Genomic DNA, 21,043 nt, shown 5'->3' on the forward strand with positions numbered 1-21,043 from the left:
CCAATTCATGTCACTAGAGACGAATCCTGTGAAATAATGACAGGAAATAAGTTTCATCCTAGTCTCTTCCGTTAAGGCAATAAATATAGTAAAACACAAAAATAATGACAAATCGTACCAATTAATACAAACAAATGCCAGACAAGATGATGATAACGAAAACCACGCCAAACGTAAAAAATCGCACCAACCGTATATAACAAACCACCAACAACTAGTAATACTACTCCATTAGGATCGAGGTTTTCGATAATTTGCCTCCAGCCGAGTACAACTATCCAGCCCATTAGTACATAGAGTAATGTAGAGGTAAGGAGAAACCTCTTGGTAAAAAATGCCTTGAAGACAATGCCACCAACTGCAATCCCCCAAACGATACCGAACATCGTCCAACCAAGTGTTCCTTGAATCACATGAAAAATAAATGGGGTATATGTTCCAGCAATGAATAAATAGATCGAGGAATGATCGAAAATCTCAAATAAATCCTTTGCCTTTCCTTGGGGAAGGGCGTGAACCATTGTAGAGGAAATGTATAGTAAGAGCATCGTGGTACCAAAAATCGTAAAACTAACAATATGCCAAGCCGTTCCATTTATAGCTGCAGCGGCGATTAATACCACTAAGCCTACTACACTAAATAATGCCCCGATTCCATGCGTAATTGCATTCGCAATTTCTTCACCTTTCGAAAAAACATGTGTATTTGCCACGATTATCATTCCCTATTTCAAATTTACTTTTCAAACTACTTCTGCTCGCTAAGTATACCAGAAAAGAAACGCGGCAGAGACGGAGGGACAGGCACCATGTCCGCAATCCATTTCATTCAATGGTAGACGATGTTGATGTCCCTTTGTCCTTCCTTTTTATTATTTCTTATGTCTTCCTTAATAAAAATTCTTCTAAGGTTGACTAAATAACTGCGTATTAAATGTTCATCTTTTGCTTTACTGATAAAACGTTTTCCTCATTCATTCCTGTTATTTCGACAATATCTCTCACTTCCGTACCACTTTTTAAAAGACTTTGTACGATTTCCTCTAGCTTTTGTTCTAACTCCTTTTCCTTTGCTTCGATTTTCGATTGTTTCTGCTCTACGAGTCGTTCTCTCTGCTCTACTACTTGTTCTTTCTGCTCTACAACCCGTTCTTTCTCCTCTACCTCACTTTCTTTCTGTTCTACAACCCGTTCTTTCTCCTCTACTTCACTTTCTTTCTGCTCTACAACCCGTTCTTTCTCTTCTACTTCACTTTCTTTTTGCCCTATCTCTCTTTTCTTCTTCTCAACCGCTTGCTTCATTAGCTCCAAGTGCCGCTGTGCTGCTTCCTAGTCAATCACTTCTTTCAACCGTGATTCATAGGCAACATATTGTTCATGTGTCATGCTTAGTTCTTCCCATCTGTGAATTGCAGATTTCAACTGTTCATCTTGCATTGCAATTTCCTCCAATTCTCTATAGATATCTTCATAAGCCCTGTGGTTTCTTCCATCGACCATTCCAAGCAAAAGTAGCCATCTTGCTAGCACGTCATTCCAAGGATCTAGTTTATCGTCTTTCCAATCCTTGATTAACTTCGCCATTTCGATAAAATGGAACTCTATCACATTTGTCAATTGAAATTTTTCCTCATCCTCATACAAATGGTATATTGTGTGAAAACGCGTGGTTTCTCCGAATAAATTAAAGTTCATAATATTAATTGCTATAACTGGTCTAAGTTCTTGATATGTCTTCCCTTTTTGCATCGTGCTTCTATATATGCCCGCCCAATAATAAATGGAGCGTTTGACCATATCGTATTTGTTCGTAAACTGAATCTCTACATTAATCTGTTCATCCGCATCTGTAGTAACTAATAAATCCATTCTCGACCGCTTATCACCATCAAATTCTCCGCCAGCTTCAGTATTGGAAAAGGAAATATCCTTAATCCGCTCCCGACCTGTTCGTTGCAAAATTGCATTTAAGAACACGACGGTAATTTCTTTATTCTTTTCATTGCCAAATAATTGTTTAAAGGCATAATCTACTTTCAAATCCATTAGTTTTTCCAGTGGAATTCGCTTCAGAATCTTGGTAATCCGAGTTTTTTCTGAATTGGGTTTAACATATTTGTTAGGTTTTTCCATTATGGTGTCATTTGTAGTATATTCTTGAGGGGTTTCTCTGACAATTTCCTTGAGTGGCATTGCAGCACATCCTTATTGGATTGTGATGTCATACAGGGGTGTATTTCTAAAAATAGTATATCAGAAGAATAAATGAAAACCAAATGTTCCCTAGCAATTACAAACGATAGATAAAGCTACAACTAATACGAATAGTTTAGCAATTGCTGTATTAAAATTGGAAAAGATGATCATCGGCATAGACTAATTTTTCAATTGTGAATTGATCGCTTTTAAAGTTTACTTTTGAGTAGATTTTACAGTTATAACAGTGCCTTGTGATAAAGTGAACCTTCATTCAGTGGGGGTTTTCTTCATCCCCAACTGAATGTTAGTTGAACAGAATCGGGATTTTTACTGGCTGTTGATCCCCCACTTACAATTCTTGATCTTCCTCAAATTTTTGAAGTGGGGGTCTTACAGCCAGTTAATTCGGGATAAAAATCAGGCGCCTTCCTCCTACGAGGACGACGCCTGATTAAGAAGAATATGTAAGTACTTTCCTCTCTTAGCTTCTCATATGTGGGGATTCAGGGTTCATCTCCATAAACTCAATCCAATTTCCATCCGGATCTAATACCCAAAACTGGTAGTTCAAAGCCATTCCTTGGGAAATTTCTACTTCTAAGGGGACTCCACTTTTCTTCAACTGATCCGCCGTTTCTTGGATATCATCTACCTCGAAACAGATATGTTCCGCTCTATCTCTAACACCCTCGGCACCTCCGTAAAATAATTCAATGAAACACCCATCAGCCACTTTCACATAAACAATCCACGGTTCACCACTTGGTTGATTTAATTCAAACGCCTTCTTAAAACCAAGCTTATTACAATAAAAATCCAATGAGCGTTCCATATCTACTACATGAAATCCTTTGTGATTAATTCCTTTAATCATTATCTATTCCTCCTTATACTTTTTCTTCTGCCTCCCTACTATTTTACTCTTTTTATTAACACTATGCCTCCAATCGCTCTCATCTTAATGCATAAAACTTATGATATAATAGAATGTATTTTTATTATGCAGGAGGTTATTATCATAGATACTATTATTAAACAACATTCACAAAAACATAAGAAAATGATTGGCTTTGTTGTTGCATTTATTCTTATAGCGGCTGTTGGATTACTTTATGTAAAATGGTGGCCATATTATAACAAATCCATAACAGCAATAAATACACATTCGATTGGGACTTCCATTTTAGGAGACCTTTCCAGTATAACTCCTTCATGGCAGGCTGCAATCGACTATGCCATTGTATATTTTCAATCTGTATGGAAAGCAGCAGTACTTGGTATTTTATTAGGTTCTTTGGTTCAAGTTTTAATACCTACGCAGTGGCTGTTAAAAGTACTTGGGAAAACAACATTTGGCAGTACGGCAATTGCCGGTATCGCATCGGTTCCTGGCATGATGTGTACTTGCTGTGCAGCACCCTTGGCTGTTGGGCTGCGCAAAAAGAATGTTTCCGTCGGATCAGCACTTGCATTCTGGATCGGGAATCCAATGCTTAATCCAGCAACACTCATTTTTATGACTTTCGTATTATCATGGAAATTCACAGTGATGCGTCTATTATTTGGTATCATTTTAACCTTTGGAGTCAGTTATTTAGCCAATCGGTTTGTAAAAGACACTAAGCCAATCGATATCAATAAGCTGGTTACAGAAATAGAGCCAGAAGGAAGTTTCCTATCAAGATGGTTGAAAAGCTTAGGTACAATGCTTCTTTATATTGTACCTGCATATATCTTGTCTGTTTTACTATTAGGAGCGGGACATGTCTGGTTATTTCCACACCTTGGTGAGTCGACAGCAAATAGTCTGATTGCAATCATTATTTTTGCGATTACCGGAATGCTGTTTGTTATCCCAACTGCTGCTGAGATCCCAATTATCCAGACATTTTTATCTCTAGGACTTGGCGGTGGACCTGCAGCAGCCTTACTGATTACATTGCCTGCAATCAGCCTGCCATCTTTATTAATCGTGTATAAGTCGTTTCCTAAAAAGGTATTACTATTTGTAAGTGCATCGGTAGTAATCCTCGGTATCATAAGTGGTTTAATAGGTAAAATAATTTTTTAATATAGGCAGCCTCGACTAAGTTATTTTCCAGGTTGAAGAAATGCAATTTTCTATCCAGTGTTCTATAATATTTAATATAGAAACAAAAAGAAAGGTCGGATAAAAATGACAGATACTACGAATGTAAAGCTAACATCATACACATCCAAGGGTGGGTGTGGCTGTAAAATCGGACCTGCTGACTTGGCGAAAGTGTTAAGGGAATTACCACCCGCGACTCCAAACCCAAATCTTCTAGTAGGTCTGGAAACAGGCGATGATGCAGGCGTCTATAAACTAACAGATGAACTGGCAATGGTACAGACAGTTGACTTTTTCACACCTATCGTTGATGACCCATATGACTTTGGACAGGTTGCAGCTGCAAATGCGATTAGTGATATTTATGCTATGGGCGGTAAGCCGTTAACAGCTTTAAATATTGTTGCATTCCCAATTCATACATTGGAAAAGCAAGTATTAGCGGAAATTCTTCGCGGTGCGGGTGATAAACTGAAAGAAGCTGGAGTTTCGCTTGTTGGCGGCCACTCAATCGATGACCAAGAGCCTAAATTCGGGTTAGCTGTGACAGGTATTGTCCATCCTGATAAAGTACGGACAAATGCCGGCGCTAAACCTGGCGACAAGCTGATTTTAACAAAACCAATTGGAGTTGGCATCACAACAACCTCCATTAAGCGCGGTATCGTAACGGATGAGGAAATTAAGCGAGTCACAACTGTTATGTCAACGCTGAATAAAACAGCTGCAGAGATGATGGAACCCTTTAATGTACATTCATGTACGGATGTGACTGGATTTGGCTTGCTTGGACATGCTTCGGAAATGGCAAAAGGAAGCAATGCAGGCATTCGCATTTATCAAGAACAAGTTCCAGTACTGCCGAGAGTAAGAGAGCTTGCTGAAGCAGGTGCTGTACCTGGTGGAACGAAGAATAATTTTGCACATCTTCAAGGTGATGTTACCTTCAAACAATCGATGGACCAAATCGATCAATACATTCTCTGTGATGCAGTTACATCCGGTGGGCTTCTGATAGCTATCCCTAATGAAGAAGCTGACGAACTGTTGACCAATCTAAAAAATGCTGGTGTTGAAGCTGCATTAATTGGGGAAGTAACAGAAGAAAACCCTGGCCACATTCATGTTTTATAATATTTAAAAGTACATGTGCAATCAGTAAAAAATCGGCAACCTGCCGATTTTTTACGTTCAGGCAATTTGAAAGGTGGAAAACTGCATGTTTCAGGATATTTCAATCGACGATTTAATCGTATTAAAAAATAAAGGAGAATTAACGGTTATTGATGTCCGTTCTCCGTCTGAATATAAAGATGCTACCATCCCAGGCAGTATCAACATTCCTTTTTTCAATGATGAGGAAAGAGCGGAAGTTGGAACAATTTACAAGCAAGTGAGTCCGCAAGCAGCAAAAGACAGAGGCCTGGAAATCGTTTCTGCCAAATTACCCGATTTCATCAAGAAATTTAGAAAGCTGGAAGGTAATAAAGCTGTATTCTGTTGGCGTGGCGGGATGCGCAGCAGAACTACAGCTACCGTGCTTGCCCTAATGGGAATAAAAGCATTTCGGCTCGATGGCGGCTATCGCAGCTTTCGGCACTGGGTTGTAGACAAGCTGGAAAATACCGAATGGCGGAAAGAAGCAATCGTGTTAAACGGATATACGGGATCGGGCAAGACATTGATATTGCAGCAGCTGCATGAGGCAGGCTATCCTGTTATCGATTTTGAAGGGCTGGCAAATCATAGAGGTTCTAATTTCGGCCAAATCGGATTGGACCCAAACAACCAGAAAAAGTTCGATGGATTGTTGATTGAAGATTTAATCCGGCTAAAAGATTCTTCATATGTCCTTTTTGAAGGTGAAAGCCGGCGAATTGGTAAAGTAGCGCTCCCTAATTTTATTATGGAGATGAAAGATAAGGGGACCCAACTAATTATCGAAATGCCTATTGAAGAAAGAATGATTCATATTCTCGATGATTATCATCCTTGGGAGCATCAAGAGGAGTGTATCGAAGCTTTTGCCCGGGTTAAAAAACGGATTCATACACCAATCGCAGCGCAAATCGAATCCGATTTAAAGTCAGGAAACTTTTCTGAAGCGGTAGGACTTCTGCTTGAATACTACTATGATCCCCTTTATGACCATACAGCAATGCAGATTCCAGCAGATCAAAAAATTCGAATAAAGGCAGATAATATCGACGAAGCAGTTGAATCATTGAAAAAATATCTGGATGTGAAACAGCAAACGAAGCAGATATAGCTGGTGGAGAGCGGGAATGGTAAGGGATTTTTTATTAGTGGTGGTGCTGAGATACTTCAAGGGCAGAGCAAATATGATGCTGCATTAGATAGATTTAACATATGTAGCATTATGAGTTGAGATTTCCGTAATTGGCTCCATCATTGCCTTTTAACGCCCCACTTTTTATTTATTCGCTCCACCTCAATGCTCATACAATTTCCAAGCTGCATACATGTAACTGGGGTCAGACCCTGTAATCCCCCTTGTCCCTTTAGATCTATTTCCCCAATCCCCTTTTTTCCATAATTCGACAAAATATGGTAAAATAGGCCTAATTGATTATTGAGAATTTTATTCGCCAAAAAAATCACGCGGAGGTATCAAATTGCTTGCCAATTTCAATAAAAAGAAAAAATTACAGGCTTATTTAGAGCAAGAAATGCATTCCTACCAAGAAATCTTCGAGAACTCGCCTGACATCCTGCTCTTTGTTGTGGACCTTAAGGGAGTGATTGTAAACGTCCATGGAGGAATTATCCGATTATTGGGCGTGGATGTAGACGAAATCGTCGGAAAAAAATACCGTAGCTATATTTACAAGGAAGACGTTAAGATAGTAAAAGATTATTTTACTAAAGTATGGAATGGAGAAACACTATATGTCAAATATCGAGTTACGAATAAAATAGGCGATATCATTCCTATCGATGTAACACTAACACCTATTCAACTAGAGGATCGTGAAGTCATCGGTTTTTATGGATTAACGCATGATATTTCCACCGAACGACATTTGAAGCAAGAAAATTTAAAGTTACAGGAAAGACTTAAATCAATCATTCATCATGCACACGAAATCATTGGCATCCTAGATTCTGAAGGAAAATTCATCTTTGAGAGCCCATCCATTGAATCTTCTCTTGGTTATAAAGTGGCGGAAATTACGGGGCAGAAAAGTTTTGACTTTGTCCATCCCGACGACTTGCCTACGGTGATGAGAAAGTTTGATGAAATTCTCAATCGACCGAATACCCCGTTTACTATAGAGCTTCGCTTAAGACATAAAATAGGGGAATGGCGCGATTTTACGGTCGTTTGCACCAATTTGCTTGAAAACCCAAATGTAAACGGGATTGTTTGTAACCTCCAAGACATTACGGAAATAAAAAGACAAGCGCTCGAAATTCAGTATATGGCATATCATGATTACTTAACTAAATTACCTAATCGTCGTGCTTTTGAAGACAGGCTGGACCTTGAAAGTCGGCTGGCCAATGTGGACGGACGAAAATTTGCTGTTCTGATTTTCAATTTAGACGGGTTTAAGTTTTTAAATGACACTTTCGGGCATGATATTGGCGATCTGCTATTAATGGAAGTTGCAAGAAAGGTAAATAGTGCACTTCATAACGATATAGAAATGATGGCAAGAATTGGCGGTGATGAGTTTGCTATATTAATGACTAACTTGCACGCTATCGATCATATTGAAAAAATAGCTAAAGCAGTATTACATGTATTTGAGAAATCATTTAAAGTGAAGGATTATCAGCTTTATCTAACAGCAAGTATCGGTATTAGTATTTATCCTGAATCTGGGGAGGACGCAGCTTCTCTCATGAAGAATGCAGGTGTTGCCGTGTATCTCGCAGAAAAAGCAGGTCATAATACATATGAGATTATTTCACCAACCGCAAATGTTGAGACCTACAAATTATTTTCTTTACGAAATGAGCTTCGACATGCGTTTCACAATGATCAATTCCTTGTCTATTATCAACCGATAATGCATGCAGAGACAAATGAAATTGACGCTGTAGAGGCACTCGTTCGTTGGAATCATCCGATTTGGGGAATCGTTTTGCCGAATGAATTTATTCCACTCGCAGAAGAGTCAGGGTTAATCATTGAGATTGGCGAATGGGTATTGAAGACTGCTTGTAAGAAATTGCGGTCTTGGCATGATGCTGGATACATGGTAAAAGCATCTGTTAACCTTTCTTTGATTCAATTTTCACAAATAGATTTGATTGACATAATTACAAGTACTTTACAAGAAAATGACCTCGATCCGAAATGGTTAACGCTTGAGATTACCGAAACCGCGATGTTAGAACAAAAAGAGAAAGTGTTGAAGAAGATTGCTCAAATACGTGCGTTAGGTATCCAAATCTCACTTGATGATTTTGGAGCAGGATTTGCTTCATTTAAAAACTTAAAAGACATCAAACCAGATATCTTGAAAATAGATAAATCCTTAGTGAAGGACATTCCTTCCGAGCAGGACAGTACCGAAATTGTAGCTTCCATTATTCAATTGGCCCATCGGTTGTCCATACAAGTGGTAGCGGAAGGCATTGAAACAAAAGAGCAGAAAGAATTACTATTAAAATTGGAATGCGAGAGAATGCAAGGGTATCTATTTAGTAAACCTGTTTCAGAAGAAAATATCGAGAAAGTATTAGAAAGAACTATAAATACAGAGATAGACCCATTACCTTTCCAAGAGCAAAGAGCCTATTTCCGACTTGATTTACAATATCCGCTGGAAGCACTGATGACCATTTCAGAGTTGAATGGAAAGAAAGTACAATTAGGATACACGAAAGTCTTATTTGAAAATTTAGGTCCAGGTGGATTACGTTTTTTATCAAATATCAAACTTCCCGTAAGTTCGGATATACTAATAAAGTTCCAAACAACCCTTACCGATGAAGACTTAACCTTTTACGGAACAATCGTCCATGAATCAGAGCTAGATGGGTTAAATCGATATGGTGTTGAATTCATTATGGATGAACAAGAAAGGGGAAACCTGATTACAAAGTTCAATCAGCTGCAAGTACAGTTAAAGAAGAGCCCCCTTTTGCCAGGATCCCCATTCGTGACAGAGGATGTGTTTACTTACTTTAAGCAGTTGTAAGTGAATTTACGTAACATAGGATTCTAAATTAGAACTATAATTATATAGGAGAAAATCGTAAATCAACCAGTTATTTCTTGGTTGATTTCTTTTTGGTGCTAGGGAATCGGGAGGAAAATCATAAATGGTTAAAGCCTATCTAATTGAACTGGTTCCAATTTTGGAGAGCACATGAAAAAGTTGGGGTGACCACTCCCCCTTCAAACCGTATGAATAATACTTTTGAGATACAAGATTGTGGTAGTGATCTGATCCAACATTACTTCATTTATTTCCGCAAAACCATCGTTCACAATCTAGTTTGATATTTTCAACTCCATCTTCTATAGTGTCTAACTTTATCTTTAGACTTTGGAGATAGTTATCTATCTCTTGTAATAGTTCTTCCAAAATAACCACCTCAGACGAGCATTATAAACTAAAATGAATAATTATGCATCATCCAACTGATTTATCGTTATATTTTGTAAAACTATAAATGATTCGGACTTTTACTTTTGCTATATCTTTAGTATGTTATTTAGTATTATTTGATTCAATTTCAATAATCTTTGTGCTGTGTATTTGTCCAAATCCATATCCTTGTGATATTGTCTATGCCTATATATTATTTGAAAATAAACGGAGGGACAGGACCATTTCTGCAATCCATTTAGTATTTAATTCAATGGTAGACTGTACCTGTCCCTCTGTCCTTATTAAAACCCCTTCTATTCATTTGCAGTGCGCTGAAAAAAAAGGACAATTGTATTTTCAATCGAATAGAGTAATTCTAATGCACTATTCGAAGTAGTATCATGATAAGCGTCAAAAATGAAATACTGGATTTAGTTGGAGTGAAAGAAGTAGAGATTCCATCTTCACTACTTAGTTGGAAAAAAACGGATATATCTGCAACATAGATTGATAATTTGTTAATCGTAGGAGCACTTTTTTTATGTTTGATCATCGCTGCAGAAAGACAAGTTTGCTCCACCCTTTCCATCTTTTTGACCCATTTCGGACAAGAAATTGATCCATCGCCATAAGAGAGCCACTATCGAATATGATAGTGGCTTAAGATGATTATTGATGTAATCCGTTCCGTTCGTTCCTTCATGGATACTTTTCCATCAATGAATATATTTTAAGAATCTACTTAATATATTACTGATTTGCATTAATAATAGCTTGAACTTTTTCTTTTGCATTTGATAAAGTCGTTTCCAAATCTTGCTCTCCCAACAAGTACAATTCTACCTCAGCATAGTAAGCCTCCTGCGCTTCTGTAATATATGGTTTGGGAACATTTACCTCGGAAGGAAGAGAATTTTCCAGGGTATATAATAGTGACTCTAAATCAACAGCTTCTGGGTTTATAGTATCTGAGACTAAATCTTCGACTACTTCCGTTAAATTAGCTTTGTTCCAAGATGGGAGATTTTTTCCTTGTACTATCATTCCCTCAGTTGTCATCCATCTGATAAATTGATATGCTTCCTCTTTATATTCTGAGTTCTTTGCTATACCAAATATATCACTACCTGTATAGTTGTGGTTTATATCATCTTTCTTATTCTTTGGCCAAGGTGCCCATGCCATGTTCATTTCTGGTGTGAATGCTCCCCATTCAGTAATCATATAACTACCAGTTGGCACCATGCTTACTGATTCTGAGAAAAACTGTTGTCGATAGTCAAGCTTCTGAGAAAGAATTTCCGCCAAAGGCACTGAAGAGCCATCTACTTGTTCCATATCATATCGTAGTTTTAATCCTTCTTCTATCAGAGGGTCATCCATATTAGATGAACCATCTTTATTAAGAATTGAAATGTTTTCAGATTTACCCATTAATTTTGGAACATCATAGATTCCTAGAGATGTATGGAAGTATGATCCATACCTTTTGGAAGCACCTTCTCCTTTTGTTAACTTCTTCGCATAATCTTTATATTCATCCCAAGTCCAATCCGTTGGAACTGGTAATCCTACCTCATCCAAATGATCTTTGTTAAGTAATACTAAACGCGAACTTCGTTTACCTGGTAACCCATAATAGGATCCATCTATTTCGTAACTAGGACTACTATACTCCTCCTGTATATTTAGGTTTTCTTTTTCAATGAAAGAATCTAATGGTGCTACTAAACCTGCCTGCACCCGCTGCATAAGTTCTCTATCATTTGCAAATATAAAAACATCCAATTGTTCACCAGAAGAAGCTAGCAAATCTAATTTTTTCATATAATCAGCAGGATTCAAATTTTCAACTAAAGGTATAGATTCTATATTTACCTCTGGATGTTCTGCTTCATATGTTGCAATAACTTCATCCCAGTTTCCAGCTTCTTCAGTGTACCAGTGATGGAATTTCAAGGTTATCTGATCTCCTGATTCTTCGTTGCTTGCATTTGAAGCATTTGAACATCCCGCTACCAAAAGTAGAAATAAAGTACTTAACAAAAACACCTTCCATTTGCTTTTCATTTCTTTTCCCCCTAACTTATTTAACTTTTAATTTATACATTTTATCCTTTTACTCCACCTAATTGAATACCATCAATAACCTGTTTTTGTCCCAACATAAACACAATCAGCAAAGGTATAATTGCCGAAACGGATGCTGCCATCATTAAAGAATAAATAGATCCGTGTACATCAGCAAACTGAGCAATACCTAATTGTAGTGTGTAAAGCGATTCAGACCGTAAGAAAATTAGTGGGGTCTGATAATCATTCCATGTCCAAATAAATCGTAGAATTGCATAGGTTGCAATTGCAGGTCGGACTAGCGGAAGTGCAATATGAAAAAAAGTTCTAAAATGTCCTGCACCATCAATTTTTGCAGATTCTATTATTTCATTATTGATTCCTAAAAAAAACTGTCTGAGCATAAATGTTCCAAATACACTAAAGCTATTTAATAGTATTAATCCTAGATGTGAATCAAATAAATCTACCCAACTGTAAAATAGAAACTGTGGTACAAGTAATGACTGTGAGGGAATCATATAAGTTGCTAGAACGATTAAAAAAATAATATCTCTCCCTTTAAATTTAATCTTGGCAAAAGCATATGCCGCTAAACTAGAGACGGTTACAGAAGTTAATGTAGTTAATACAGTTACTTTAATTGAATTCCAGTAGTATAATAGAAAGGGTTTTTCGCCAAACCAAACTTCTGAATAATTGGTTATTGCATTCCAGGTATTTGGAATCCAATCAATTGGAAAAGATAATACATCTTCTTCTAATTTAAAGGATGCGGAAATCATCCAAATAAAGGGTGATATAAACACGATGCCACAAACCGCCATAATTACGGTTATAATTAATTTCCTAATGTCAATATTTCTTACATGTTCCAATTACCTTTCCCTCCTTTCAATTAATAGTTAACCCATTTTTTCTGCACAGTCCATTGTAAAAATGTAATTAGCAGGACTAAGACTAACAATATTAAAGCTATTGCTGAAGAGTAACCTGTTTTCAATTCAACAAACGCTTCTTGATAAAGATAAAATACCGGTACAGATGTTGAATTTGCCGGACCTCCATTTGTCAACACAATAATCAAATCGAATACCTTAAAAGTACTAATAAACCCTGTGACTAACAGAAAAAAAGTTGTCGGTGAAACAAGAGGTACTGTGATTTTCCTAAATTTATACCATGATGAAGCCCCGTCCATCTCTGCAGCTTCATAGAGTTCTTTTGGTATATTTTGAAGCCCTGCTAAATAAATAATTAATTGAAATCCAATGTTTGTCCAAATTAAAATTATCATTACGGAAGGAAGTGCATAACTTATATCTGCAATCCAGCCTGGAGGACTTTCTACTCCGAGTGACATTAACAATTGATTAACGGGACCAAAGGTTGGGTGAAACAGGACTTGGAATACAATCGCAATCGCTACCACACTTGAAATATATGGCATAAAATAGATAACCTTAAAAAAGTCTTTAAAATAAACATGGTTATTTATAACGACTGCGAGAATTAAAGATACTAATAGACCAAAAGGAACGACTAAGAGCAAAATAAAGTTGTTTATTAGAGATTTTATAAATATTTCATCATTAAATAATGTCCTGAAATTTTCCATCCCAATAAAATTAAAATCCCCGATCCCCGTTATAAAATTCCAATCAGTAAAACTTAAAAAGATTGTAGCAAGAATTGGAATAATAACTAAAGTGGTAGTCCCAATTAACATAGGCGCTAAAAAAATATAACCAGCTATAGTTTCTCGCCATCCCTCAAATTTAGGTCTTTTATTTCTAATTGGACTTTTATTAGATCCTACGATTGTTACCGTTTTCAATTCCTTGATATCACGTGCTTCTATTACTTCACTTGCTTCTTTTATTTCAATCACCCCTTTTCTTTTCTTTTTACCATTATATTCTTAGTGGTTGCCAGTAACAATGAACTATTTTTACTTAATTGGAAATATTTTTACTTATTAATGAAATTTATTGTTTATAGACATTATTTAAGTGTAGAATCAGAGTATCTACAAGCCTAAGGAGTGAGGAAAATGCCAATCAATAGATTCAGTGCATTTGTTTATAAAATATCAGATTGGATTATGAAATTAGTTCTAGTTAATATATTATGGATTTTACTCTCTTTATTCGGTCTACTCATTTTTGGTTTTTTTCCAGCAACGATTGCTATGTTCTCCGTTATTCGGTCACTAAGTAAGAAAGAAGAAATATCCATTTTTAAAAAATTTTTGTATGTTTATAAACAAGAATTTCTAAATAGTAATCTCATGGGATCTATTATCATATTAGTCACAATCATTTTTTATTTAGATATACGTTTTGTCCAGGAAATAAATAATGAGATTTTCCAGTTATTATACTACCCATTAGTTATTTTAAATTTAATTTTTTATTTAATCGTTTTGTACATCTTTCCAACGTATGTACAATACGACTCAAAAATAATTCAACTCTTTAAAAATGCCTTTCTAATCATGATCATGAACCCACTAATAACTATTGTTATGCTATCAAGTTCCGTTGTCTTATTATTTGCTATAGTTTTCTTTCCTGCAATCATACTATTTTTTAGTGGAAGTATCTTTGCTTTATTTATTATGTCGGCTGCTACTACTGCTTTTGAGAAAGTAGAACAAAAAAAGGTTGAGTTTCATTCAAGAAGTTAAATAAATTCCACCTACTAATGCAGGTGGAATTTATTTTCTGCTTACGAAAGATGTCAGCATTACGTTATCGAAAAATAGTCTTATGTCCATCTGTAACAGGCTATGAAAAACAGTTTTTCCGAATTAATTTTAAGTAGGCATTTACGCAATGCTGGGATTATGAAAGAACTTGGCTTTTCATGCCTTACTATTTTTATGTTTATAGCCATCCAATTGAACCAGTGATGCCATCTTTTTGATCCACCTCTGCCATGAATTTAATCCATTAAAGACAGAACTGATCCACCCTCCTATATAATGAAGGAGCACATTGGTGCAAATTTATTATATAGGAGGTTTTTTTGTGGTTAAGTATCGAGAAATCTTAAGGCTTCATTCACAGGAAGTCACACAAAGGGGGATAGCTTCAAGCTGTGGTCATTCGAGGAACACGATTAGAGAACTAATTCGAAGGGCAGAGGAGAAAAATATTCAGTGGCCATTTGAAAAGGACATGACAGATGTAGACCTACAAATGATTTTATTTCCTGAGAAAAAAATATCTTCCGACCATCATCGGAAACCTGATGGAGAGTATATTCACAAAGAATTGGCGAAATCAGGGGTAACACTATCTCTTTTATGGGACGAGTATTCCTTACAGTGTAGGGAAACTGATGAAATTCCATACAGTTATCGGCAGTTCTGTAGGTTCTACAATGAGTATGCAAGAAAAACAAAAGCAACAATGCATCTTACAAATAACTTAACAGGAGAAGATATTCCTGTTTATATTTTCGTTTCTGCGTTGCCATGTAGTCAATATGCGTATGTGGAAGGTTTTTTATCCATGGATGTAGAGAGTTGGATTACAGCTCATATTCACGCTTTTGAATTTTATGGGGGAGTTACAAGAATTATTGTTCCTGATAATTTAAAGACTGGAGTGACAAAATCGTCCCGTACCGATCCTATTATTAACGTTAGCTACCAAGAGATGGCTGAATATTACCAGACTACAATTATCCCAGCACGTGTACGTCATCCCAAAGACAAACCAAGTGTAGAAGGAAATGTCGGTCATATATCAACTTGGATTATCGCTTCCCTTCGTCACGAGAAATTCTTTTCACTATCAGAGCTAAATAAGGCAATTAAAGAAAAGTTAGATGTGGTAAATACAAAATCTTTTCAGAAGAAAAGTGGGAGTAGACAGGAGACATTTTTAAAAGAAGAAAAATTCGCATTGATGTCCCTGCCTAATTCACCATATGAGATTGCAAGCTGGGCAAAGACAGTTGTCCAGCTTGACTATCATATAAAAATTGATAATAATTATTACTCTGTTCCCTATGATTATATCAAATGTGTGGTAGACGTTCGAGTAACGAGAAATATAATCGAAGCATTTTATAAGAATATACGGATTGCTTCACATAAAAGGTCTACTAGGACGGAAGGAGACTACAATACCCTTCCTGATCACATGCCCAGAGACCATAGAAAGTATGCAGAATTTGATAAGGATTATATTTTAGAGTGGGAGCGACCGCCGGTCCATCCACCTTATTAACGATTGAAAGAATCCTAGAATCTTATTCAGTAGAAAAACAAGGACTAAAGTCCACATATGGATTAATGAAGCTTGCGGATAAATACTCTATCGAGCGCATAGAGAAAGCATGCGAGAGAGTATTCTCTTATACGCCAAGACCAAAGCTAAAAAGTATACAGACAATATTAAAAACAGGACATGATAAATTACCATTAGAAAACAGAGAAAAAGAATCTAGCACACGAAAAAATGATAGCGCATACGGATTCACTCGTGGAGCTGATTATTATGGAGGAAACGATAATGACAACTGATAATACGTTAACGAAGTTAAATGAAATGAGAATGTCTGCGATGGCAGAAACATTTAGAGAGCAATTGAGAAATCCAGAATATCAAGAACTGCCTTTTGAAGATCGATTTGGATTACTGGTTGATATCGAGTGGTCCAGAAGACAAAAACAATAAACTTGATCGCCTAATAAAATCAGCTGAATTACGTGATACACAGGCATGTATCGAGAATATCGAATATCATCCGGATCGAAAGTTGGATAAAACACAAATCTTACGCTTAGCAACTGGTAATTATATTGAAGAGCATCATAACATTATATTAATGGGTGCTTCTGGAAATGGAAAAACGTATTTAGCCTGTGCATTTGGCATCGCTGCATGTCGTCAATTTTATAAAGTGAAATATATTCGATTACCAGACTTATTGGACGAATTGGCAATCGCAAGAGGGGAAGGAACTTACAGAAAGGTTATGAAAAAGTACAAGAACCTAAACTTACTTATCTTAGATGAGTGGCTATTAATTCCGTTAAAAGAGACAGAAGCAAGAGATCTTCTTGAAATTGTAGAAACACGCCATCAGGTAGGGTCAACTATCTTCTGTTCTCAATTTGATCCCCGTGGATGGCATGATAAGATTGGCGAAGGTACACTAGCAGACGCCATTCTGGATCGAATTGTACACGATTCTCATAATATACTTATTGATGGAAAAGTTTCAATGAGAGAACGAAACGGATTGCATCAATAATACTCTTGAGCCACTATCAAAATATGATAGTGGCTCAGTTTTGGCATAAGTGGATCATTTTCTTGTCCGGGTTGGGTCAAAAAGATGGCAAAGGTGAATCTAACCTATGTCCTTCTTCATTTTAAACTATATCAACAAACTTATGAAATTAGATGATTTATATAAATTAGTGCGACCTATCCTTCAAAAGAAGAATGTTTTAGAGTCTATTCAAGTACACCTGTTTATCTTTAAAGGATTCATCTTGCTCTTAAAAGGTGTCGACAAAGTTTCTACTTCTTTTTTCCTAGCTTTATATTTTGACTTATCAGATCCCCATCCTATCATTATAATTCGGTAGGATTTTTTACTATATACGTTTATCGTTTTTTCAAAGCATCTGCTTTACTATCCAAATTAGTTTCTCCATCTAATGCATAAAATTTATATTCGGTCGGGGAAATTCCAAACTGCTTTTTAAACGTCTTAAAAAAATAACTTTTCGAATCGAATCCTAACATCTCAGATATTTCTCCCATGGTTACATTAGAACTATCTATTAACTCTTTTGCTCTTTCCATCTTTGATTTAATGACAAAATCAATAAAATTTTCATTTGTATCTTTTTTATAAAGTCTACTAAAATAACTTGGATGTAAATATAAATAATTAGCTACGTCCTTTAAACTAATCTTTTTGTCCAAATTCATTAAAACATAATTTTGAGCTTTAACAATTTCAGTTCTCCTAGATACCTTATCTATATCCTCTATCTTCTTGATAATCTTTATTAAAGCTGATTTCAGGGTCTCTTCAATTTGAAAGATTGTCTCTGCCTTTGTAATAAAATCTTCCGCTACTGAAATTGAATATTTGGGCTCGAAATTCTGTATGGAGTTGAACTTTAAACTAAGATCCAATAAAAGTTTCAACATCCATTCTCTTACAGTATTTGGATGAAACTTATGTTCATTTATAAATGTTACCCATTTATGAATCGTATTCTCAATACCATAAGTATTTCTCTGAACCATTTGTGTTCGAAGTTCTTCAAAAGCATTTGCGTAATATATGAATATATTTTCAGAAGAATAGCTGAGTTTTTCCAGTTTTACGATTGATGCATCTTCCATATAAAACCTTTGTTCAGCCATGTTTATCATCATTTTTAATTGTTCTCTAATACCTTCAGTAATTTTACACTCATTTCCAACAATACTTGTAATACTTATGTTCATCTTATCTTGTAAACTGTGTAGAATTTCTTTAATAGATTTCGCTACTTCCTGAAAGTGATTATGATTATTTACCATGAAATAAGAATCAGAATAGAAAATAAAAAACATTGATTCCTTATAAAATATGCTAAAGTTTTTTCTAGTTCCTTTAAGCGTATCACTAACAATATTATCGATTCTTAACTTTAATATTTCATCTGAACTATAAACATTTCTAATTTCTTCATACCTGTCAATAAAACAAATGACAGGAATACATATACTGAAATTTATATCTAATCCTATTTCACTTCCCTCCTGTTTCTTCCATATACTTTCTTCGTCCTGCTTATTTTCTAATACCCAATCTAAAAATCTGCTTTTAAGCGTAAGAAGATTTTTCTTTTTTAGAATTTCCATTTGATTTTTCATTTCTTTTTCTCTATCCAGTTTCTCTTTTAATTTAATTAGCAAATTTATAATTTTATCAGATTCCATAGATTCTTTTAAAATATAATCATATGCATCCAGTTTTAGTGCTTGTTGAGCATATGTAAAATCATCATGACAGGATAAAATGACAGAATAAATATTTGGATTAAGTCCTTTAATATGTCGGATTAAATTTATCCCATCCATAATAGGCATTCCAATATCAGTAATTACAAGATCTACCATTTCAGATTTAATGTATGTTAAAGCTTGTTCTCCATCTTGAAATTTTCCGGAAATAGAAAATCCTAATTTTTCCCATGGAACCATTTGTGTTAAATATTCTAATACTAAATAGTCATCGTCTACAAGCATTATTTTATACATTTCTTAACACTCCCTGTATCCTAGGAATATAGAACTTTATCTCAGTTCCCTTATTTTGTTGACTATCAATCTCCATACGGAATTCTTTTCCATAGGTCATTAATAATCTCTGATAAACATTACTTATCCCTATTCCATTAAATGACGCTTTATTTTTACTTTGGCTAATTGCGTTAATACTTGACAGATTTCTTCTAATTTCGTGTAGTTTTCCATCATCTATTCCTTTTCCATTATCTTTAATACTAATTAACATTATGTTCTCTTCTAGCCATGAAGTTATAGTAATGGTTCCACCTTTTTGATTAAACCCATGTATAATAGCGTTTTCAATCAGAGGCTGCAGAAACAACCTTGGTATTTCTAACATTAATGTATCAGAAGCTAAATTACTGGATATTTCAACATGACCATTGCGTCTAAAATTCATTAATTGTACATAATGATCGACAATTTCAATTTCCTCGTATAATGGAATAAATTCGTTATTCCTGTTTATTGTCTTACGTAAAAGCGAAGATAGAGATTGTATTAATCTTGCACTATCCTTATCACCATTCATTGTTATTTTTAGCCGTAGTGAATTCAAAATATTAAATAAAAAATGTGGGTTAATTTGTGCCTGGAGCATCTCCAATTCTGCTTTCCGTTTACTTTTTTCTTCAGCTTTTATTTGAAAAATCATTTCTTCTATCTCATCAAGCATATTATCAAAGGATTGTGCCAATAACTCAATATCTCCTTCTCCTTTAATATTGGAACGAACTTGTAAATTTCCTTGCTCTACTTTATTTGTAACATGCCGAAGCGTACTTATTGGATTAGTTAATTTTCTAACCAAAAATATAAGGATAATTAAGAATATAGAAGAAAAAACAAATAGCATAACTAAAGTAGAACGCGTAATGGTATTTATTCTTCCAACTGTTTCTTTATAAGGAACTAAACTAACTAGATTCCAATCAGCTGATGACAATGGATAACTAACTAAAAAATATTCTATATTTTTGTAATCGACTACATGATAACTAGGCCGGTTATTGTCAACTAGATCTTTATATTGAAATTCCCTCTGAATTTCTTGTTCATTTTGACTGGAAAGAATCATTCCATTAGAATCGATAAGCTTAAATTCTTGTTTCTCATTTGAAACAAATTGATTCAATATATTGCTGATTTCTCTTTCCCCTATACTGATAATGGTATACGCGTTTGTATTACTTGTTAACTTTAGAGACTTTGTAATAGAAATAAAATAAGGATACTGGGCTTTTACTGATTCAATATAACTCGGATGAGTACCAATCCAATTAGTTTTGTAATAGTAGGAATTATCCGATTTATTTATCCACTTTGAATCAAGTAAATTTGTAAAGTCATGATTATTTTTCGGGTAATTCGTGTAAGCGAAACCATTTTCCATAATAATTGTGATATAAAATGGTGATAATAAATAGGTTATATCATCTAAAATATCAGATATTTTAATATACTTCATTTTATTTATATCAGTAACGGTATTATTATTGTTATGAAGGTTTACATTTTCCTTCAAAATTAAATTGATTTTATCATCAAACTGAATAAAATTTGATACATACAATAAATCATCTAAATAATTGGTGATATTTAAATCTAATAATCTTAAAGTATTTTCTATTTCATCGACTGCTCTATTCTCAAGTTCATCTTTTGTATTGAAGTTAGATAATAAAACTGTAATAACTGAGGGTAGGATTACACAGATTACTGCTGATATTATTAAACGCCATCTTAAAGATATGCCTCTATATTTTTTTATAAACCTTTTCATACCTCCAACT

16 protein-coding genes and 1 pseudogene are annotated in these 21,043 nt (G+C 35.1%); 8 read left to right on the forward strand and 9 right to left on the reverse strand.

The window, feature by feature from the left end; all coding sequences use genetic code 11:
• Positions 1-71: 71 nt before the first annotated feature.
• The 4 genes from trhA to CWR48_RS02785 all read right to left on the reverse strand — a co-directional run bounded on the left by trhA (position 72) and on the right by CWR48_RS02785 (position 3,073).
• Positions 72-713, reverse strand: a complete 642-nt coding sequence (gene trhA, locus CWR48_RS02775) for a PAQR family membrane homeostasis protein TrhA (RefSeq protein WP_115771520.1) — start codon at positions 711-713, stop codon at positions 72-74.
• A gap of 217 nt (positions 714-930) precedes the next feature.
• The gene (locus tag CWR48_RS20675; protein WP_245976686.1) at positions 931-1,302 is read right to left on the reverse strand and encodes a hypothetical protein; all 372 of its coding nucleotides are present in this window, start codon (positions 1,300-1,302) and stop codon (positions 931-933) included.
• Positions 1,303-1,329: 27 nt separating this feature from the next.
• Positions 1,330-2,193, reverse strand: coding sequence for an Rpn family recombination-promoting nuclease/putative transposase (locus tag CWR48_RS02780; RefSeq protein WP_245976687.1), 864 nt, complete (start codon positions 2,191-2,193; stop codon positions 1,330-1,332).
• 487 nt (positions 2,194-2,680) lie between these two features.
• Positions 2,681-3,073, reverse strand: coding sequence for a VOC family protein (locus CWR48_RS02785; RefSeq protein WP_115771521.1), 393 nt, complete (start codon positions 3,071-3,073; stop codon positions 2,681-2,683).
• Positions 3,074-3,199: 126 nt separating this feature from the next.
• On the opposite strand from CWR48_RS02785, the gene CWR48_RS02790 reads away from it, so the two are divergent.
• The 4 genes from CWR48_RS02790 (at position 3,200) to CWR48_RS02810 (ending at position 9,465) form a co-directional block, all read left to right on the forward strand.
• On the forward strand, positions 3,200-4,270 hold the full coding sequence (locus tag CWR48_RS02790) for a permease (protein ID WP_211316683.1): 1,071 nt from the start codon (positions 3,200-3,202) through the stop codon (positions 4,268-4,270).
• Between the two features lie 105 nt (positions 4,271-4,375).
• Positions 4,376-5,425 (forward strand): selenide, water dikinase SelD, encoded by a 1,050-nt coding sequence (gene selD / locus CWR48_RS02795; protein WP_115771522.1) that lies wholly within the window; start codon positions 4,376-4,378, stop codon positions 5,423-5,425.
• Between the two features lie 85 nt (positions 5,426-5,510).
• On the forward strand, positions 5,511-6,560 hold the full coding sequence (gene mnmH, locus CWR48_RS02800; RefSeq protein WP_115771523.1) for a tRNA 2-selenouridine(34) synthase MnmH: 1,050 nt from the start codon (positions 5,511-5,513) through the stop codon (positions 6,558-6,560).
• A gap of 367 nt (positions 6,561-6,927) precedes the next feature.
• Positions 6,928-9,465: an EAL domain-containing protein gene (locus CWR48_RS02810; RefSeq protein ID WP_115771525.1), complete on the forward strand. Its 2,538-nt coding sequence runs from the start codon at positions 6,928-6,930 to the stop codon at positions 9,463-9,465.
• A gap of 1,146 nt (positions 9,466-10,611) precedes the next feature.
• Here CWR48_RS02810 and CWR48_RS02815 read toward each other — a convergent pair.
• The 3 genes from CWR48_RS02815 to CWR48_RS02825 all read right to left on the reverse strand — a co-directional run bounded on the left by CWR48_RS02815 (position 10,612) and on the right by CWR48_RS02825 (position 13,732).
• Positions 10,612-11,931, reverse strand: a complete 1,320-nt coding sequence (locus CWR48_RS02815) for an ABC transporter substrate-binding protein (RefSeq protein ID WP_115771526.1) — start codon at positions 11,929-11,931, stop codon at positions 10,612-10,614.
• A 41-nt stretch (positions 11,932-11,972) separates the two neighbouring features.
• Entirely contained in the window at positions 11,973-12,761 is a 789-nt protein-coding gene (locus tag CWR48_RS02820; protein WP_115771665.1) for a carbohydrate ABC transporter permease, read from the reverse strand.
• 71 nt (positions 12,762-12,832) lie between these two features.
• Positions 12,833-13,732: a carbohydrate ABC transporter permease gene (locus tag CWR48_RS02825; protein ID WP_425453866.1), complete on the reverse strand. Its 900-nt coding sequence runs from the start codon at positions 13,730-13,732 to the stop codon at positions 12,833-12,835.
• A gap of 255 nt (positions 13,733-13,987) precedes the next feature.
• On the opposite strand from CWR48_RS02825, the gene CWR48_RS02830 reads away from it, so the two are divergent.
• From CWR48_RS02830 to istB, 4 genes and pseudogenes are all read left to right on the forward strand, one after another.
• A complete protein-coding gene (locus tag CWR48_RS02830; protein ID WP_115771527.1) occupies positions 13,988-14,623 on the forward strand; it encodes a YesL family protein in 636 nt (211 codons plus the stop codon).
• Positions 14,624-14,966: 343 nt separating this feature from the next.
• A complete protein-coding gene (gene istA / locus CWR48_RS02835; protein WP_245976688.1) occupies positions 14,967-16,175 on the forward strand; it encodes an IS21 family transposase in 1,209 nt (402 codons plus the stop codon).
• Positions 16,142-16,471, forward strand: coding sequence for a hypothetical protein (locus CWR48_RS20680; RefSeq protein ID WP_245976689.1), 330 nt, complete (start codon positions 16,142-16,144; stop codon positions 16,469-16,471). The genes istA and CWR48_RS20680 overlap by 34 nt, the downstream gene beginning before the upstream one ends.
• A pseudogene (gene istB / locus CWR48_RS02840) lies at positions 16,461-17,205 on the forward strand (IS21-like element helper ATPase IstB). The gene CWR48_RS20680 and the pseudogene istB overlap by 11 nt, the downstream one beginning before the upstream one ends.
• 359 nt (positions 17,206-17,564) lie before the next feature.
• Here the strand turns inward: istB and CWR48_RS02850 are convergent.
• A complete protein-coding gene (locus CWR48_RS02850; protein WP_115771529.1) occupies positions 17,565-19,220 on the reverse strand; it encodes a response regulator transcription factor in 1,656 nt (551 codons plus the stop codon).
• Positions 19,213-21,033, reverse strand: a complete 1,821-nt coding sequence (locus tag CWR48_RS02855) for a sensor histidine kinase (protein ID WP_115771530.1) — start codon at positions 21,031-21,033, stop codon at positions 19,213-19,215. The genes CWR48_RS02850 and CWR48_RS02855 overlap by 8 nt, the downstream gene beginning before the upstream one ends.
• Positions 21,034-21,043 lie beyond the last annotated feature (10 nt).

The sequence above is a fragment of the Oceanobacillus arenosus genome, from assembly GCF_003369575.1.
GTDB classification, from domain to species: domain Bacteria; phylum Bacillota; class Bacilli; order Bacillales; family Amphibacillaceae; genus Oceanobacillus; species Oceanobacillus arenosus.

What these genes read in the sequence shown, in the direction of transcription:
- CWR48_RS02815 (WP_115771526.1), bottom strand. Translation starts at nt 11,931, where the DNA reads ATGAAAAGCAAATGGAAGGTGTTTTTGTTAAGTACTTTATTTCTACTT.
- CWR48_RS02830 (WP_115771527.1), top strand. Translation starts at nt 13,988, where the DNA reads ATGCCAATCAATAGATTCAGTGCATTTGTTTATAAAATATCAGATTGG.
- CWR48_RS02785 (WP_115771521.1), bottom strand. Translation starts at nt 3,073, where the DNA reads ATGATTAAAGGAATTAATCACAAAGGATTTCATGTAGTAGATATGGAA.
- mnmH (WP_115771523.1), top strand. Translation starts at nt 5,511, where the DNA reads ATGTTTCAGGATATTTCAATCGACGATTTAATCGTATTAAAAAATAAA.
- CWR48_RS20675 (WP_245976686.1), bottom strand. Translation starts at nt 1,302, where the DNA reads ATGAAGCAAGCGGTTGAGAAGAAGAAAAGAGAGATAGGGCAAAAAGAA.
- CWR48_RS02820 (WP_115771665.1), bottom strand. Translation starts at nt 12,761, where the DNA reads ATGGCGGTTTGTGGCATCGTGTTTATATCACCCTTTATTTGGATGATT.
- CWR48_RS02855 (WP_115771530.1), bottom strand. Translation starts at nt 21,033, where the DNA reads ATGAAAAGGTTTATAAAAAAATATAGAGGCATATCTTTAAGATGGCGT.
- selD (WP_115771522.1), top strand. Translation starts at nt 4,376, where the DNA reads ATGACAGATACTACGAATGTAAAGCTAACATCATACACATCCAAGGGT.
- CWR48_RS02850 (WP_115771529.1), bottom strand. Translation starts at nt 19,220, where the DNA reads ATGTATAAAATAATGCTTGTAGACGATGACTATTTAGTATTAGAATAT.
- CWR48_RS02780 (WP_245976687.1), bottom strand. Translation starts at nt 2,193, where the DNA reads ATGCCACTCAAGGAAATTGTCAGAGAAACCCCTCAAGAATATACTACA.
- CWR48_RS02790 (WP_211316683.1), top strand. Translation starts at nt 3,200, where the DNA reads ATGCAGGAGGTTATTATCATAGATACTATTATTAAACAACATTCACAA.